Origin of the sequence: Streptomyces sp. NBC_00091 (assembly GCF_026343185.1) — a bacterium.
Lineage (GTDB): Bacteria > Actinomycetota > Actinomycetes > Streptomycetales > Streptomycetaceae > Streptomyces.
This window is the reverse complement of sequence record NZ_JAPEMA010000001.1, coordinates 822,674-838,641: the sequence shown is the minus strand read 5'-3', so window position 1 is coordinate 838,641 and position 15,968 is coordinate 822,674. Positions and strand designations below refer to the sequence as shown.

The following is a 15,968-nucleotide window of genomic DNA, read 5'->3' as shown; positions in this document are numbered from 1 at the left end:
CCCTGTAGGGAGTTGGAAGCCATGGCCCCAGTCGCCATGCGTAGTGTTGCGAAATCCCTTTCCGAAGCGAAGCCGGTCTCGTACTGGCTGGACGACCCCGGCAGGCCCGCTCCGCAGCCGGCCCTCACCTCCGACGAGCGCTGCGACCTCCTGGTCGTCGGCGGCGGCTACAGCGGCCTGTGGACCGCGCTGCTCGCCAAGGAGCGCGACCCGGGCCGGGACGTCGTACTGATCGAGAGCAAGGAGGCGGGCTGGGCCGCCTCCGGCCGCAACGGCGGGTTCTGCGCCGCCTCCCTCACCCACGGCCTCTCCAACGGCCTGGCCCGCTGGCCCGGAGAGCTGAAGAAGCTGGAGGAGCTGGGCGCCCGCAACCTCGACGCCATCGAGGAGGCCGTCGCCCGCTACGGCATCGACTGCGACTTCGAGCGCACCGGCGAGATCGACGTGGCCACCGAACCGCACCAGGTCGAGGAACTGCGGGAACTGTACGAGGAGGCGCGCGGCCTCGGCCTCGGCGACGGCTCCGAATGGCTGGAGGGCGAGGCGCTGCGCGCGGAGGTCGACTCGCCCACCTTCCTCGCGGGCCTGTGGGACCGCGACGGCGTCGCCATGCTCCACCCGGCGAAGCTGGCCTGGGGCCTCAAGCGGGCCTGCCTGGAACAGGGCGTGCGGATCTACGAGAACACCCGCGGCCTCAAGATGGCCTCGGCCGGCCGCGGCATGACCGTGCAGACCCCCTACGGCACGATCCTCGCCCGCCGGGTCGCCCTGGGCACCAACATCTTCCCGTCGCTGGTGCGCCGCATCCGCCCCCTCACCGTCCCGGTCTACGACTACGCGATGATGACCGAGCCGCTGGACGCGGCGCAGCTGGCCTCGATCGGCTGGAAGAACCGCCAGGGGCTGGGCGACAGCGCCAACCAGTTCCACTACTTCCGGATCACCAAGGACCACCGGATCCTGTGGGGCGGCTACGACGCGATCTACCCCTACCGGGGGAAGCTCGATTCCGAGTACGACCACCGCCCCGAGACCTACCTCAAGCTCGCCGAGCACTTCTTCACCGCCTTCCCGCAGCTGGAGGGGGTGCGCTTCAGCCACGCCTGGGGCGGGGCGATCGACACCTGCTCCCGCTTCTCGGCCTTCTTCGGCACCGCGCACTCCGGCAAGGTGGCCTACGCCGCCGGGTACACCGGCCTCGGGGTGGGCGCCACCCGCTTCGGCGCGGACGTGATGCTGGACCTGCTGGACGGCCTGTCCACCGAGCGCACCCGGCTGAAGATGGTGAGGTCCAAGCCCATGCCGTTCCCGCCCGAGCCCTTCGCCTGGACCGGGATCGCCCTCACCAAGTGGTCGCTGGCCCGCGCCGACGCCCGGGGCGGCCACCGCAACCTGTGGCTCAAGACCCTGGACCGCCTCGGCCTCGGCTTCGACAGCTGACACCCGCACGCCCCCGGCGCACCCCCGCGGCCACCCCGCGACCCGTTTCACCTCCACGGGGTGGCCGAACCCGCGTCATGGCGCGGCCCGGCCCCGCTCTCTCCCGGTGAGAACCCCTCACCGCACGAGACGAACGGAGGCCGGGCGATGACGCTCCCCGGGGCGAGGACCGCAGTGGAATGGCTGGTGTCGGCGGCACCGGATCCGGAGGCCTGCCGGTGGGAGTGGGAGCGCAATCCTCTCGGGGTCGTCCTGCTGCCCGCCGGCCGGCACTGGGACGTGCTGATCGTGCCGGGGGAGCTGGGGCTGGCCACCCTCGACGTACTGCACCTGCTGTCCGGCCCGCCCGGCCCGGTGCTCGCCGGCCCGGGCGATACCAGGCTGGGCTTCTTCGTGCCCCCGGGCACCGCGTCCCGCTGGATCGGCACGGGCGTACGCGGAGCCGGGCGCGGGAGCTGGATCGTGGCCCCGTACCCCGGCCGGGGCAGGGCCGGGGTCCACTGGCTGGTGGTCCCGGACGGGCGGGGCACCCTCACCGACCCGGTGGCGCTGGAGCTCGCGATGCACGAGGCCGCGGGGCAGGCGCTGGCGGAGGGGGGCCGCACGCCGTGACGCGGTCAGCGGCTCCGGGCACTCCCGCGGCCGGCCGCCCGGCGGACCCCGAGCAGCAGCGGGACGCACAGCAGCACGCTGGCCAGGACGTCGAGCGGCCAGTGGAACCCGCGCAGCACCAGGCCGGCGGCGGTCGCCACCGAGAGCCCGAGGGCGAGGGCGAGCGGCCAGCGGCGGCGGGTGTACGGGGCGACGAGCAGGGCCGCGCCCACGTAGGCCATCAGGGCGGTGGCCGTGTGCCCCGAGGGGTAGTAGCCGGCGGCCCAGGGCTCCAGCGGGCCCGGCCGGGCCGTCCACGCCTTGAGGGGCACGATCAGCGCCGGCACCAGGGCCATCGCCAGGCCGGCCGCGAGGGCGGCGGGGCGCCGGCCGCGCCAGGCGGCGTACGCCATGGCCAGCGCGAGGACCGGGACGGCGACGGGGATGTTGCCGAGGTCCGCGAGGCGTTCGGTCACCGCGTCGGGGACGGTGCGCACGACGGCGCGGCTGACCGCGTGGTCCGGGACCAGGAGCGGGCCCGACACCAGGACCTGCCAGGTGATCAGGGCGAAGAGGGCGGCGCAGAAGGCGGCGCACAGGGCCGCCGGGAGAATGGCCGGCCGTCCCGGAACAGGGGGGATGGTTCCGGGACGGCCGCCCGGATCGGGTTGCCGTACGCCCCGGGGGGTTTGGGGCGGACGGCCGTCCGATCTGAGAGGAGTGTGCGCGAACGCATGCCCAGTACGGCGCTGGGGAAGCCCGGTACCGGAGTCGCCCCCGGTCTCCCGGAAGCGGTCTGTCTCACTCATCTGCAGAAACCGTACGCCAGCGAAAGGGGGACCGACAGCGGGAACGCGCTCCCGCCATCGGCCCCCCACAGCTTCTTCACAGCGCCCGACTGTTACCGGTGGTAGAGGGCGGGCGCTGCGTCCGTGCGTTCTAGACCTTCGAACTGGACGTTCGGTCAGATGCCCGCGAAGGCGGCCTCGATGATGTCCAGGCCCTCGTTCAGCAGGTCCTCGCCGATGACGATCGGCGGCAGGAAGCGGAGCACGTTGCCGTAGGTGCCGCAGGTGAGGACGAGCAGGCCCTCGGCGTGGCAGGCCTTGGCGAGGGCGCCGGCCGCCTCCGGGAACGGGGTCTTGGAGACCGGGTCCTTGACGAGCTCGATCGCGATCATGGCGCCGCGGCCGCGGATGTCACCGATGATCTCGTACTTCTCCTGCATGGCCGTCAGACGGGCCTTCATGAGGGACTCGATCTTCTTCGCCGCGGCGTTGAGGTCGAGCTCCTTCATGGTCTCGATGGAGCCGAGCGCACCGGCGCACGCCACCGGGTTGCCGCCGTACGTGCCGCCCAGGCCGCCCGCGTGCGCGGCGTCCATGATCTCGGCGCGGCCGGTCACGGCGGCGAGCGGCAGACCGCCCGCGATGCCCTTGGCGGTGGTGATCAGGTCCGGGACGATGCCCTCGTCCTCGCACGCGAACCACTGGCCGGTGCGGCAGAAGCCGGACTGGATCTCGTCGGCGACGAAGACGATGCCGTTGTCGTTGGCGAACTTCACGATCGCCGGGAGGAAGCCCTTGGCCGGCTCGATGAAGCCGCCCTCGCCGAGGACCGGCTCGATGATGATCGCGGCGACGTTGTCGGCGCCGATCTGCTTGCTGATCTGGTCGATCGCCTGGGCGGCGGCCTCGGGGCCGCAGTTCTCGGCGCCGGTGGGCCAGCGGTAGCCGTAGGCGACCGGAACGCGGTAGACCTCGGGGGCGAACGGACCGAAGCCCTGCTTGTACGGCATGTTCTTCGAGGTCAGCGCCATCGTGAGGTTCGTACGGCCGTGGTAGCCGTGGTCGAAGACGACGACGGCCTGGCGCTTGGTGTACGAACGGGCGATCTTGACGGCGTTCTCGACGGCCTCGGCGCCCGAGTTGAACAGGGCCGACTTCTTCGCGTGGTCACCCGGGGTCAGCTCGGCGAGGGCCTCGCAGACCTCGACGTAGCCCTCGTACGGCGTGACCATGAAGCAGGTGTGCGTGAAGTCGGCGAGCTGCGCGGAGGCGCGGCGCACGACGGCCTCGGCGGAGGCGCCGACCGAGGTCACGGCGATGCCGGAACCGAAGTCGATCAGACGGTTGCCGTCGACGTCCTCGATGATGCCGCCGCCCGCGCGGGCCGTGAAGACGGGGAGCACGGAGCCCACGCCACCGGCCACCACGCCGAGACGACGGGCCTGCAGCTCCTGCGACTTGGGGCCGGGGATCGCGGTGACGATGCGGCGCTCCTGCGGGACAGCGGTCATAGAGGGCTCCTGGGGGGTGTTTTCGGACGCACTTGTGTCTTTGTCCGCAGGCTAGGCCCGGGGGAGGGGGTAAGGCATGCTCCGTTCGGGAGTGGTACCCGCGTGTCCTTGTCCGTGACGGCCATAGGAAGGAACCGGGACGTGTCTCGTTGATCACCGCAGGGTGCGGGCCGAAGTGCCGGACCGGGCACTAGATTGAGCGCCGCGGCGCGTTGGGAACGGGCAGGGGGCAGGGGTTCATGAACACCGAGGGCACGCATGACGGACAGTCGACCCGCGAGGGTCACGTCCCCCGGCCGGCGGGCCCGCCGGCCGTCCCCCCGAGGCCGTCCCATGCGCCGGACGCGGGCGGTGACGGGCAGGGGCCGTCACTCGTCCAATGGCTGCACACCGCCCGTCCGGCCGCTGATCCGGGGGTGTGGCGCTACGGCTACACCTCGCGTCCCGACATGGAGCCGACGCGGACCGACGACCGGTCCCTCGTCGTCGGAGCCGCCATTTCGTTTCTGGCCTGTGTGCTCGTCTGGTCGCTCATGCGCAACTCCTACATCCCCTTCTGGGACGTGCCGCTGAAGTTGTTCACGCCGGACAGCTGGTGGGCTGCGAACGGCGAGCCCGTGGTGCGGCAGGGCGGAATGCGAGCCAAGCCCATCTACGAACTGCTCTTCGTCGCGGGCCTGCTCTACGGATTCGGCCGCCTCGGGAGCTGGGGCGCGGCCTGGAACCGCCTGATCGTCGCGCGCGGTGCCGGGATCCAGGCCCTCGCGGTCGTACCGCTCGCCTACGTGACCTTGTTGCTCATCGACAACCACCAGCTGCCGATCCGGCAGCTGGTGGAGTCCTTCCTCTCCTTCGAGGATGACCCGCAGGCCAATCGCGCACTCATCGACACCACCAGGACGGTGATCGACGCGGTGGTGGTCCTCGCGTTCGCCTGGCTCGGCGGCGGTCGACTGCTCCGTCGCCTCGTCGCCCCGGGCTCCCGCCCCAAGGCGAACACCGTCCCCGCGGACAGGAACCGCACGCGTCCGCAGCCATCCGAGACCCCGGCGGTCGATCTCGCCGACTGGCCCGAGGTGCGGGCCGCCGGGATGGGGGAGACTGCCGAGCGGCTCGCGGGGGAGGTCGGGGCCGGCCGGATGAACGACGTGGACTACGCGCGCATCCGGCGGGCCTGGGAGTCCGTCCGGGCCGACCCCACCCGGCTGCGGGCCTTCGACGCCGCCGTACGCGACAAGGGCGCCGGCGCCTGCGTCCACCCCTCCGGCGACCGGGACCTGCCGGTCCGGGCCGCCCGGCACGACCTGCTGGCCCGGCAGGTGCTGCTCGGCACCGTCGAGGACGGGGAACGCAACCCCTACGCCCGCCGGGGCACCGGGCTCGCCCTCGACCCCGGGGTACTCGGAACCTCCCTGCTGGCCGTCGGACCCTCCGGCACCGGGAAGACCGCCCGCCTCGTACGGCCCGTCGTCGAATCGCTCGCGCTCCAGGCGCTGGCCGGGCAGGCCGCCGTCATCGCCGTCGGCGCGGCCGGCTCCCAGCTCGGCCCCGACAGCGCCTACGACATCGTGGTCCGCGTCGGCGACCCCGCCTCCGTCCACGACCTCGACCTCTACGGCGGCACCGCCGACGCCGACGAGGCCGCCACCCTCCTCGCCGAGGCCTTCGTCGGAGACGTCCCCGGAGGCGACGTACGCCGGGCCGCGACCACCCTCGCCCAGCTGATCGGCCCCTTCCGCGAGGCGTACGGCCGCTTCCCCGCCGTACCCGAACTGCGCGAACTGCTCGACGGGGTGCCCTCCGCCCTCACCGCGCTCCGCCAGGCACTGGAGGGCACCGGGCGCCAGGCCATGCTCCGCGAACTCGACGCCCGCCTGCGCCAGCAAGGGGCCCCCGGGGACCCCGGCCCGGCCCTCGCCGACCGCATCGCCCTGCTGGACCGGCCCGCCTTCGCCGGGTTCTTTGACGTCGGGGCCTTCGACGCCGGCGCCGTCGGCTCCGAGCGGCGCGGGCGGCCCTTCTCGCTGCGCGCCCTCGGACACCCCGTCCGGGTCCGCGTCGACCTCCCCGAGCGCGCGCACGCCGACGCCTCCCGGATGCTGGCCCGGCTGCTCCTCGCCCAGTTCAACGCCTCCGCCGCCGCCCGCGCCGACCGCTCGCTCTTCGCCTTCCTCGCCCTCGACGACGCCTCGCACACCCTCACCCCGGAGACCGTCCGCGGCGTGCAGCGGCTGCGCTCGGCGAACGCCGGCGTCCTGCTGACCCTGCGCACCCTGGACGACGTACCGGAGGCCCTGCGGACGCCGCTGCTCGGCGCGGTCGGCTGCCGGATGGCCTTCTCCGGGGTCACCACCTGGGACGGGCAGCGCTTCGCCGAGGCCTGGGGCACCGAATGGGTCGAGACCCGGGACGTCACCCACCGGACCGTCTTCGCCGACCAGCCGCTGACCCGGGCCATCCACGCCTTCCGCAAGCTGGTCACCGGCAAGGCCGTGACCACCGACGCCGTCACCGTGCGCCAGGTGGAGCGCGAGCGCTGGTCCGCCTCCGAGCTGGCGCACGCCGTGCCGCCCGGGTGCGCGGTGCTCTCCCTGACCTCCGTCCGGGGGGAACGGGCCGCGCCGCTGCTGCTCCGGCTGTCGGGAACCGGCTGAGGACGGGCTGAGAGGACCCGTACGGGGTGGCAGAATCGAAAGGGGTCGTTCGTACGACATGGCGAAAACCCTGCTTCCCCGCTCCCTCGCCGTCCCTCCCCGTCCGGCCCTCTCTGCCCGGCCCACTCCGTCCGGCCCACTCCGTCTGGAAGCCCCGATGCCGCTCACCCTTGCCTCGCTCGTCCAGCACTCGGCGCTGAAACTCACCGTCCGGGCCGGGGAGGGCCGCCTCGAGACCCCCGTGCGCTGGGCCCACGTCAGCGAGCTCGCCGACCCCGTGCCGTACATGGAGGGCGGCGAGCTGCTGCTCGTCACCGCGATGAAGCTGGACGCCGAGGACCCGGAGGAGATGCGGCGCTACGTACGGCGCCTCGCGGCCGCCGGGGTCGTCGGCATCGGCTTCGCCGTCGGGGTCAACTACGAGGCCATCCCCGACGCGCTGCTCCAGGCCGCCCGCGAGGAGGACCTGCCGCTGCTGGAGGTGCCCCGGCGCACCCCGTTCCTCGCCATCAGCAAGGCCGTCTCGGCAGCCCTCGCGGCCGACCAGTACCGGGCCGTGACCGCGGGCTTCGAGGCGCAGCGGGAGCTGACCCGGGCCGCGCTCTCCTCCGACGGCCCCGGCGACCTGCTGGCGAAGCTGGCGGCCCACGTGCACGGCTGGGCCGCGCTGTACGACACCTCCGGCGCCGTCGTCGCCGCCGCCCCCGAGTGGGCCGCCCGGCGGGCCGCGCGGCTCACCCCCGACGTGGAGCGGCTGCGCGAGCGGCCCGCGCCCGCGAGCGCGGTGGTGGGCGGCTCCGAGGACCGGGTCGAACTCCAGTCCCTCGGCACCGGGCGGCGGGCCCGGGGCGCGCTCGCCGTGGGTACGGGCGCCCCGCTGGGCACCGCCGAGCGGTACGCGGTGCACTCCGCCGTCGCCCTGCTGACCCTGACCACCGAGCGCTCCCGGTCGCTGCACGACGCGGAGTCCCGGCTCGGCGCGGCCGTGCTGCGGATGCTGCTGGAGGGGGAGCCCGGGCACGCGCGGGCCGTGGCCGGGGACCTGTACGGAGCCCTGCTGGAGGCGCCGTTCCGCATCATCGTCGCGGAGCCGGCGCTGCCGGGGACCGCGCAGCCGGAGGGGCTGGCGATGCTGGCCGACACGGTGGAATCGGCGGCGGCGCGGAGCGGGGAGGCGCTGCTGGTGGTCCCGGAGCCGGGACGGCTCGTGGTCCTGGCCGCCGACGGGGGCTCGGCGGTGCAGGCGTGCGCGGACCACGCGGAGGCCCTGGAGTCCCGGCGCGGCCGGGAGGCGGCCGGGCCGGAGCCGGACGAGCTGGTGGTCGGACTGTCGGCGCCGGCCGGCCCGGAGGGGGTGGCGGCGGCCTTCAAGCAGGCCGACCAGTCCCTGGCCGTGGCCCGGCGCCGGGGGCGGCCGCTGGTCGAGCACGAGGACCTCGCGGCCGGGTCGGTCCTGCCGCTGCTCGCCGACGACGCGGTACGGGCCTTCGCGGAGGGCACGCTGAGGGCTCTGCGGGAGCACGACGCGACCGGCCGCGGTGACCTGGTCGCCTCGCTCCTGGCCTGGCTCTCGCGCCACGGCCAGTGGGACGCCGCCGCCGCCGACCTCGGCGTGCACCGGCACACCCTGCGCTACCGCATGAAGCGCGTCGAGGAGATCCTCGGCCGCTCCCTCGACGACCCGGACGTCCGCATGGAACTCTGGCTGGCCCTGAAAGCCAGCCCGCCCGCGCATTCCTGACGCGCCCCTCGCACCGCTCAGCGCTGGCGCGCTTCCCGGGCTTCGGCCGTCGGGCCCGGGCCGGGCCCGCCGTACGCCTGCGGATGGTGGTCGCCGCAGGGCGGGCCCGTGCCTGGGCGGGCGCCCGGCCGCTGTCCCCGGGTGTGCCGCTGCGCGGAGCGGTCCCCTACCCGCCCTTCCTCCGTTCCCGCCTCAATCGCCGGCGCGGCTCCAAACACGGCGCTCCGCGCCCGCGCCTCAAACGCCGGCGCGGCTGGATCTTTCAGCCTCGCCGGCGTTTGAGGCGCGGGTCCGGGCAGCGCCCGGGGAACGGTGGAAGGGCGGGTAGGGGACCGCTCCGCGCAGCGGCCCCCACCCGCAGACGGCAGCAGGGCCCCAGCCAGGCCCGTGGCCCCGCCCAGCGTCCGCCGGACGGAGTCCGGCGCAGCGGCGCGAAGCCGGAGAGGCGCCCCCGGCGCCGAGCGGTGCGAGCGGCGCGTGAAGAAGGAGTGGCGCCCCCGGCGCCGAGCCGCGCGAGCGGCGCGTGAAGAAGGAGTGGCGCCCCGGCGCCGAGCGGTGCGAGGGGCGCGTCGGGAATCGGTAACACTGCCAAAGCGGAGCGGCGGCGCGGGGAGGTGCTCCATGCCGGATAAACGCCGAAAGCCCGGCGGAGTCCTACCGTGGTGGAGACAACGACCCACCGCACACATCCGAAGGGCCGGGATTCGCATGACTTCCACCCACGCCTTCTGGCTCGCCGGCCGCCAGGCCACCGGCGAGGACAGCTTCGACGTCCACAACCCGTGGGACGGCCGGCTGGTCGGCACCGTCAGCGTGCCCACCGACGCCCAGGTCGAAGAGGCCGTGGCCGCGGCGTACGCCGTGACGGCGGAGTTCTCCGCGACCCCGGCCCACGTCCGGGCCGCCGCCCTGGACCACGTGTCCAAGCGGCTCGCCGAGCGCACCGAGGAGATCGCCCAGGTGATCTCCGCCGAGAACGGCAAGCCCGTCAAGTGGGCCCGCGGTGAGGTCGGCCGTGCGGTGTCCGTGTTCCGCTTCGCCGCCGAAGAGGCCCGCCGCTTCAACGGCGGAGAGGCCCAGCGCCTGGACACCGACGCCGGTGGCGTCGGCCGCCTGGCCCTGACCCGCCGCTTCGTCAAGGGCCCGGTCCTCGGCATCGCGCCGTTCAACTTCCCGCTGAACCTGTGCGCCCACAAGGTGGCCCCGGCCATCGCCGTCGGCGCGCCGATCATCCTGAAGCCGGCCCCCGCCACCCCGCTCTCCGGCCTGATCCTCGGCGAGCTGCTGGCCGAGACCGACCTGCCGGCCGGTTCCTGGTCCGTGCTGCCCGTCGCCAACGACAAGATGCCGGCCCTGGTCAAGGACGACCGCCTGCCCGTCATCTCCTTCACCGGCTCCGACACCGTCGGCTACGCCATCCAGCAGTCGGTGCCCCACAAGCACTGCACCCTGGAGCTCGGCGGCAACGCCGCGGCCGTGGTCCTCGCCGACTGGTCCTCCGAGGCCGACCTCGACTGGGCCGCGACCCGTATCGCGACCTTCTCGAACTACCAGGCCGGCCAGTCCTGCATCTCCGTGCAGCGCGTGATCGCCGACGCCTCCGTCTACGACCGCCTCGCCGAGAAGGTCGTCGCGAAGGTCCAGGCCCAGGTCACCGGCGACCCGTCCGACGACGCCACCGACGTCGGCCCCCTGGTCTCCGAGGACGCCGCCAAGCGCGTCGAGTCCTGGGTGGACGAGGCGGTCTCCGCCGGCGCGAAGCTGCTCACGGGCGGCAAGCGCGACGGCGCCACGGTCGAGCCCACCGTCCTCGCGGACGTCCCGGCCGGCGTGAAGCTCGCCACCGAGGAGGTCTTCGGCCCGGTCCTGACCCTGACGAAGGTCGAGAACACCGACGAGGCCTTCGCCGCCGTCAACGAGTCGAAGTTCGGCCTGCAGACCGGCGTCTTCACCCGCGACGTCCAGGTCGCCTTCCGCGCCCACCGCGAGCTCGAGGTCGGCGGTGTGATCATCGGCGACGCTCCCTCGTACCGCGCCGACCAGATGCCGTACGGCGGCGTCAAGCAGTCCGGCGTGGGCCGCGAGGGCGTCCGCTACGCGATGGACGACTACACGTACGAGCGCGTCCTGGTCCTCACGGGCCTCGACATCTGACCGACTCGTACGGTCACAGACCGACGGCCGGAGCCTACTGTGCGGGGGCTCCGGCCGTCTTTTTGTATTCGCGCCTTGACCTGGGAGAAGGCCCGGATCTTGGCTGATTCCCGTGGCCTGGTGGGAACATGAGGGACCTCAGGGGCTGTTCTCCCGCCGGCGAGGAAGCGACCGGTGGCCGGGTTGTAGAGGCGGACGCCCATGAGAGTGAGGCCGGTGACGGTCTCGGTGGAGCGCTGCTTGGCGCCGAGCCAGTTGCAGCGGGTGGCCGGCTGGCCGGCGCGCGGGTTGCCGTACTCGCCCGAGTTCACGGCGACCGGGTGTTTGGGAGACGTCCAACCGGACCTTGGAGCCGGTCTGGGCCAGGGTGGAGCCGCTGCCGGTCTCGGTCGTGAAGGAGCGGAATCGCGGGGCGGCGTCGAGCTGCCAGGTCTGGCGTAGTAGCCGATGGTGCCGTTGCCCGGGACCGTGGTGGTGCGGCCGAACGCGTCGTAGACGTATGTATCCCGCGTCGACCAGGCGGTCGGCTCTGTCGTAGGTGTGGCTGGTGGTGGTGCCTCCGGTGGTGGGGGTCGGCGCCGGGCCATACATGGTGACACCCATCAAACTGAGACCACGGAACGACGAAGGACCCGGCCGCAGAGCGGTCGGGTCCTTCGTTTGCCCTGCTGGGCGAGTGCGGAGGATACGAGATTCGAACTCGCGAGGGGTTGCCCCCAACACGCTTTCCAAATGTTCGTCCGTGTCCTGACCTGCGGCGGAGCGGCTCGATGGGCGGGTTGCGGACGGAGCTGACCGGGGGCGAATGCAACCAGCACTGCAACCAGAGCGGGGCGATGTTGTCCCTGCTCAGCGGCGTCTCCAGCCATGGCCAACGTGTGGTCTTCCGGCGGCCTGTGCCGCCCACACCGCTCCGCAGGGAGCCGGCGACAGCGGCGCGCGATGGCCGGGCAGGGTGGCTGAGTGATTGCGGACCTGTCCGGTCAGCGTATGAGTCGTACGGTGAGAGGGGGTGGCGGGCGGATGGGACCGCCGCCCGGAGACCGAGAGAAAGCCGTCGCCAGCGTGAAGCCGTCCTGCCGCGCATGCGCGTGCGATTCCGCTCGCGCCGACAGCTCGCGGGGCACCTCGGCGGATCAGACGAACCCGCGGCCCCGTAGGCGAAATCCTCAGGGTCCCGCCCGGAAATTCTCAGCGCAGGCCCATCGATGCGAAGTGGATGAACGACACGAAAGGCGGGCCAAGACCAGGTGCCCGTATCCCACCGGTAACCAGGAGGCCAGCGATGTCTTCCCACACAGCCATCCAAGCCCCGGCCCTAGTCCGGGACCGGCTCTTCATCGGCGGCGACATGGTCGAGTCGGATACTGACGACCTGATCGAGGTCATCTCTCCGGCCACCGAGGAGAAGGTCGGTTCGGCTCCTTCCTCGACGCCCGCGGACGTTGCCCGGGCTGTCCGCGCGGCCCGTGCCGCCTTCGATGACGGAACGTGGCCGGGCATGTCGCCTCAGGAACGCGCGGACGCGCTTGAGCCATTCGCCGACTATCTCCGGTCGCGCATCCCGCAGATCGCTTGGCTCATCACCGAGGAAATGGGCTCGCCGATCAGCTTCTCCAATCAGCTCCAGGGACCCGTTCCCGTGATGCTCCTCGACTACTTCCGAGGGCTTGCCGCGACCTTCCCGTTCGAGGAGGACCGGGCAGGGCTTACCGGACCGGCTCGGATACTTCGGGAGCCGGTGGGCGTCGTCGGGCAGATCGTGCCGTGGAACGTCCCGCTCATCCTCACGATGGTGAACCTGGCCCCGGCTCTGCTGGCCGGCTGCACCGTGGTGCTCAAGCCGGCGCCCGAGACGCCGCTCGACGCGTACCTGCTCGCCGAAGCCGCGATGGAAGCGCACCTGCCTCCGGGCGTGCTGAACATCGTGCCGGCGGACCGGGTGAGCAGTGAGGCACTGGTGCGCCATCCACTGGTCGACAAGATCAGCTTTACCGGCAGCTCTGCCACGGGACGACGGGTCGCCGCCCTCTGCGGCGAGCAGTTCAAGCGGGTCACCCTTGAGTGTGGAGGGAAGTCGCCCGCCATCATCCTCGAGGACGCCGACGTCGACAGCGTCGTGCCGGCCCTCATGCCGTTCGCGATCATGATGTCCGGCCAGCAGTGCCTGGCGCAGACGCGGATCCTCGCTCATCGCAGCCGCTACCGGCAGGTCGTCGACGTGATTTCCCAAGCAGCTGCCGAGCTGACGGTTGGTGATCCGCACGATCCCGCCACCGAGGTCGGCCCTCTGGTTGCGGAACGCCAGCGGCGGCGGGTCGAGGAGTACATCGCCAGTGGGCGGCAGGAGGGTGCGACGATCACTGTGGGCGGCGGCCGACCCTCGAGCTTGCCGAGGGGCTGGTACGTCGAACCGACGATCTTCGCCGACGTAGAGAGCGGCATGCGCATCGCACAGGACGAGATCTTCGGCCCCGTGCTCGTCGTGATCCCGTTCGACGACGACAACGACGCCGTCCGCATCGCCAACGACTCGAAGTACGGCCTGTCCGGAAGCGTGTGGAGCAGTGACGAGGACCGCGCCATGCAGATCGCCCGCCAAGTGCGCACGGGAACCCTGACGATCAACGGGTACCGGATCGAGTTCGCCGCCCCCTTCGGCGGCTACAAGGAATCGGGCATCGGACGCGAGTTCGGGCCCGAGGGGCTCAGCTCCTTCCTCGAGTACAAGACGATCAACCTCCCCAACGGAACCGCCCACTGACGGGCAGGCCGGGCGGGAGACTCTGAAGGGCGGAGCAGGTGGGCACCGCGTTGTAGGGAGATCCTGAGGGCCGAAGGCCCCGACTGTTGGACAGCCGGGGCCTTCGTTTGCCCTGACGGGTGGGTAGGGAGATGCGAGATTCGAACTCGTGAGGGGTTGCCCCCAACACGCTTTCCAAGTGTTCCTTGACCGGCGTCGACCGTCGGGCCACACTGGCTGTATGACATTTGTACGACAGAGTGGAGGAGGCGTGGACGCAGCAGCGGTTCCCAAGAAGCGGCCGGCGAAGAAGGCCGCCGCAAAGACAGCCAAGCGGAACGCGGCAACGGCCGTGCTCGGGCCCAGCAGGTTGGCGCAGGTCCGGCTCCGCAGTGATGAGATGCAGGCCCTTCAGGAGGTCATGCGGACGCTGCACCTCGGCTCGACCTCCGATGCCCTTCGCGAAGGCCTGAGGCTCCTCGCGCGGGAAGCGGCTGAGGTGGGGGCGGCCGAGGAAATCCGTGCCTTCTACCGAGGGCAGGCTGCGCCTCTGTCTGAGGGCGTGGTCGAGCCGAGTGACGCTGAGCTTGCGGCAGCGGACGAGATGCAGTGGTGAGCCCTGGTACGGCGCTGCGTGGCGAAGTGTGGGTCTGCGCGCTGCCCCAGCCGGTGGGGCCCCATCCGGTGGTCGTCCTCACGGTCAACCGGATCGCGGAACCGCTTGCTTCCGTCACGGTCGCGCTGATCACCGGCACGTCCGGTCCGCAGGTCACCCATGTGCCCATCGGGCCTGACGCGGGACTGACGAAGTACGACGAGTCGTACGTGAACTGTGCGGACCTTCACACGGTGGCGAAGTCGCGGTTGCGGAGGAAGCTCGGGCTGCTGGCCCCCGGTGAGCTGCACCGTGTGGAGGATTCCGTCCGCTTGATCCTCGGTCTGCAGCGCTGACGTCGGAGGGCGGCAGCCCAGGCGTCGTGCTCCGCGTGCGCGGGCCATGCCGGCATCACGCTGTGGATGCGGGACAGGGTGAAGACGCGTTTGGTGTTCCCCTGCTATGTGGACATCCGCAAGCTGAGGGGGCCTACCGCTTTGTCCGGTTCCCACCCGTGTTCCCACGGGAACACGGGTGAGCGAGGATGCTGGGGAATTGGGGCAGATGAGTGAAGATGCGGGCCGGAGCAGCGGGTCGTTTGCGCACGTGGGAGAGAAATCGCAGGTCAGGGGCACTGTGAGGAGGCCACTGTGCGGGGGCTCCGGCCGTCCCCCTTTTGTGCCCCGTCAGCCGGTGCAGCCCGTGACGGCGGGGGCGCTTCCGGTGCAGTTGGCGGGCAGGTTGTCCGTGACCGGGGTCGCGGTCAGGGACACGGTGCCGCCGTTGTTGAAGATGCCGCCCGGAGCGTCGTGGGACTGGTTGTGGGTGACCGAGCTGTTGCGGATGGTGGCGGTGCCGGAGTTGGCGATGCCGCCGCCGCGGCCGCTCGGGCCGAGCGACCTGTTGGCGAAGACGGTGGTCCGGTCGAGGGTCAGCGTGCCGTTGGAGTTGACGATGCCGCCGCCGGCCCCGTTGGCCGTGCTGTTGCCGCGGACGAGGGTGTCCGCGATGGTGGTCGTCGCCTCCCGGGAGTAGATCCCGCCGGCGGAGTCCCCGTCGGCGTTGTCGGTCACCCTGCTGCCGGTGATCGTCAGGGTGCCGAAGGCCTCGATGCCGCCGGCGCCGTCCCGGGCCGTGTTGCCGGTGACCGTCGTGTTCGACAGCGTGGCGATGCCGACCGTCACCAGGCCGCCGGCATTGTTCGTGGAGTTGTTGAAGCTCACCGTGCTGTTGCGGAGGGTGAGCGTGCCGTCGCTGTTGATGCCTCCTCCGACACCGGAGACGAGCGACTGGTTCCTGGTGACCTCCACCGAGTTCAGGGTCAGCTCCCCGCCCTCGTTGCGGATGCCCCCGCCACCGGCGCCGCCGGACGCGGACCGGCCGTCGCGGATGGTGAGGCTGTTCAGGGTGAGGTCGGCGTTCGGGCCGATGAGCTCGAAGACGCGGAAGTTCGTCGTCGTGGAGGCGCGCCTGATGGTGCTCCGGTTGCCGAGGACGGTGATCTCACTGGTGACGACGGGCAGGCCGTTCCCGGGGTTGTCCTCCGCGGTGAGGTTGTAGGTACAGCCGAAGGACAGGAAGAGCGTGATGGGGCCGGGCGTGGCGTTCGCCTGGGTGATGGCGTTCCTGAGCGCCGTCGCACTGCACGGAACGAACTGCTGGGCATGGGCGGTGGTGGGGACGGCGACGACGGCCACGGCAGCGGCGGCCACGGCGCCGGCGAGAGTCCTGAGCTTGTGCATGCGCCGCAA

The 15,968-nt window shown here is 72.1% G+C and carries 11 protein-coding genes and 1 pseudogene; 8 read left to right on the top strand and 4 right to left on the bottom strand.

Annotated features, from left to right (window positions below; genetic code table 11):
* The first annotated feature begins 21 nt into the window (after positions 1-21).
* Both OOK34_RS03395 and OOK34_RS03390 read left to right on the top strand, forming a co-directional pair.
* The gene (locus OOK34_RS03395; RefSeq protein ID WP_267032378.1) at positions 22-1,440 is read left to right on the top strand and encodes an FAD-binding oxidoreductase; all 1,419 of its coding nucleotides are present in this window, start codon (positions 22-24) and stop codon (positions 1,438-1,440) included.
* Between the two features lie 147 nt (positions 1,441-1,587).
* Positions 1,588-2,052 carry a hypothetical protein gene (locus OOK34_RS03390; protein ID WP_267032377.1) on the top strand — a complete coding sequence of 155 codons (465 nt, stop codon included), beginning with the start codon at positions 1,588-1,590 and terminating at the stop codon, positions 2,050-2,052.
* Positions 2,053-2,057: 5 nt separating this feature from the next.
* Here OOK34_RS03390 and OOK34_RS03385 read toward each other — a convergent pair whose 3' ends face one another.
* Together OOK34_RS03385 and gabT are read right to left on the bottom strand one after the other, a co-directional pair.
* The gene (locus OOK34_RS03385; RefSeq protein WP_267032376.1) at positions 2,058-2,576 is read right to left on the bottom strand and encodes a phosphatase PAP2 family protein; all 519 of its coding nucleotides are present in this window, start codon (positions 2,574-2,576) and stop codon (positions 2,058-2,060) included.
* 419 nt (positions 2,577-2,995) lie between these two features.
* Positions 2,996-4,330, bottom strand: coding sequence for a 4-aminobutyrate--2-oxoglutarate transaminase (gene gabT, locus OOK34_RS03380; protein ID WP_267032375.1), 1,335 nt, complete (start codon positions 4,328-4,330; stop codon positions 2,996-2,998).
* 239 nt (positions 4,331-4,569) lie between these two features.
* Here gabT and OOK34_RS03375 point away from each other — a divergent pair, with 239 nt between their 5' ends.
* The 3 genes from OOK34_RS03375 (at position 4,570) to OOK34_RS03365 (ending at position 10,879) form a co-directional block, all read left to right on the top strand.
* On the top strand, positions 4,570-6,984 hold the full coding sequence (locus tag OOK34_RS03375; RefSeq protein WP_267032374.1) for an ATP/GTP-binding protein: 2,415 nt from the start codon (positions 4,570-4,572) through the stop codon (positions 6,982-6,984).
* 157 nt (positions 6,985-7,141) lie between these two features.
* Positions 7,142-8,725 (top strand): PucR family transcriptional regulator, encoded by a 1,584-nt coding sequence (locus OOK34_RS03370; RefSeq protein WP_267032373.1) that lies wholly within the window; start codon positions 7,142-7,144, stop codon positions 8,723-8,725.
* A 708-nt stretch (positions 8,726-9,433) separates the two neighbouring features.
* Positions 9,434-10,879 (top strand): aldehyde dehydrogenase family protein, encoded by a 1,446-nt coding sequence (locus OOK34_RS03365; protein ID WP_267032372.1) that lies wholly within the window; start codon positions 9,434-9,436, stop codon positions 10,877-10,879.
* 158 nt (positions 10,880-11,037) lie between these two features.
* Here the strand turns inward: OOK34_RS03365 and OOK34_RS03360 are convergent.
* A pseudogene (locus tag OOK34_RS03360) lies at positions 11,038-11,449 on the bottom strand (hypothetical protein); the annotation flags it as partial.
* Between the two features lie 715 nt (positions 11,450-12,164).
* Here OOK34_RS03360 and OOK34_RS03355 point away from each other — a divergent pair.
* From OOK34_RS03355 to OOK34_RS03345, 3 genes are all read left to right on the top strand, one after another.
* The gene (locus OOK34_RS03355; protein ID WP_267032371.1) at positions 12,165-13,643 is read left to right on the top strand and encodes an aldehyde dehydrogenase; all 1,479 of its coding nucleotides are present in this window, start codon (positions 12,165-12,167) and stop codon (positions 13,641-13,643) included.
* A gap of 250 nt (positions 13,644-13,893) precedes the next feature.
* On the top strand, positions 13,894-14,238 hold the full coding sequence (locus OOK34_RS03350) for a hypothetical protein (protein ID WP_267032370.1): 345 nt from the start codon (positions 13,894-13,896) through the stop codon (positions 14,236-14,238).
* On the top strand, positions 14,235-14,573 hold the full coding sequence (locus OOK34_RS03345; protein WP_267032369.1) for a type II toxin-antitoxin system PemK/MazF family toxin: 339 nt from the start codon (positions 14,235-14,237) through the stop codon (positions 14,571-14,573). Before OOK34_RS03350 ends, OOK34_RS03345 begins: the two co-directional genes overlap by 4 nt.
* Before the next feature lie 330 nt (positions 14,574-14,903).
* On the opposite strand, the gene OOK34_RS03340 is transcribed toward OOK34_RS03345, so the two are convergent.
* Positions 14,904-15,959 carry a hypothetical protein gene (locus tag OOK34_RS03340; RefSeq protein WP_267032368.1) on the bottom strand — a complete coding sequence of 352 codons (1,056 nt, stop codon included), beginning with the start codon at positions 15,957-15,959 and terminating at the stop codon, positions 14,904-14,906.
* Positions 15,960-15,968 lie beyond the last annotated feature (9 nt).

What these genes read in the sequence shown, in the direction of transcription:
- OOK34_RS03340 (WP_267032368.1), bottom strand. Translation starts at nt 15,959, where the DNA reads ATGCACAAGCTCAGGACTCTCGCCGGCGCCGTGGCCGCCGCTGCCGTG.
- OOK34_RS03355 (WP_267032371.1), top strand. Translation starts at nt 12,165, where the DNA reads ATGTCTTCCCACACAGCCATCCAAGCCCCGGCCCTAGTCCGGGACCGG.
- OOK34_RS03390 (WP_267032377.1), top strand. Translation starts at nt 1,588, where the DNA reads ATGACGCTCCCCGGGGCGAGGACCGCAGTGGAATGGCTGGTGTCGGCG.
- OOK34_RS03375 (WP_267032374.1), top strand. Translation starts at nt 4,570, where the DNA reads ATGAACACCGAGGGCACGCATGACGGACAGTCGACCCGCGAGGGTCAC.
- OOK34_RS03370 (WP_267032373.1), top strand. Translation starts at nt 7,142, where the DNA reads ATGCCGCTCACCCTTGCCTCGCTCGTCCAGCACTCGGCGCTGAAACTC.
- OOK34_RS03365 (WP_267032372.1), top strand. Translation starts at nt 9,434, where the DNA reads ATGACTTCCACCCACGCCTTCTGGCTCGCCGGCCGCCAGGCCACCGGC.
- OOK34_RS03395 (WP_267032378.1), top strand. Translation starts at nt 22, where the DNA reads ATGGCCCCAGTCGCCATGCGTAGTGTTGCGAAATCCCTTTCCGAAGCG.
- gabT (WP_267032375.1), bottom strand. Translation starts at nt 4,330, where the DNA reads ATGACCGCTGTCCCGCAGGAGCGCCGCATCGTCACCGCGATCCCCGGC.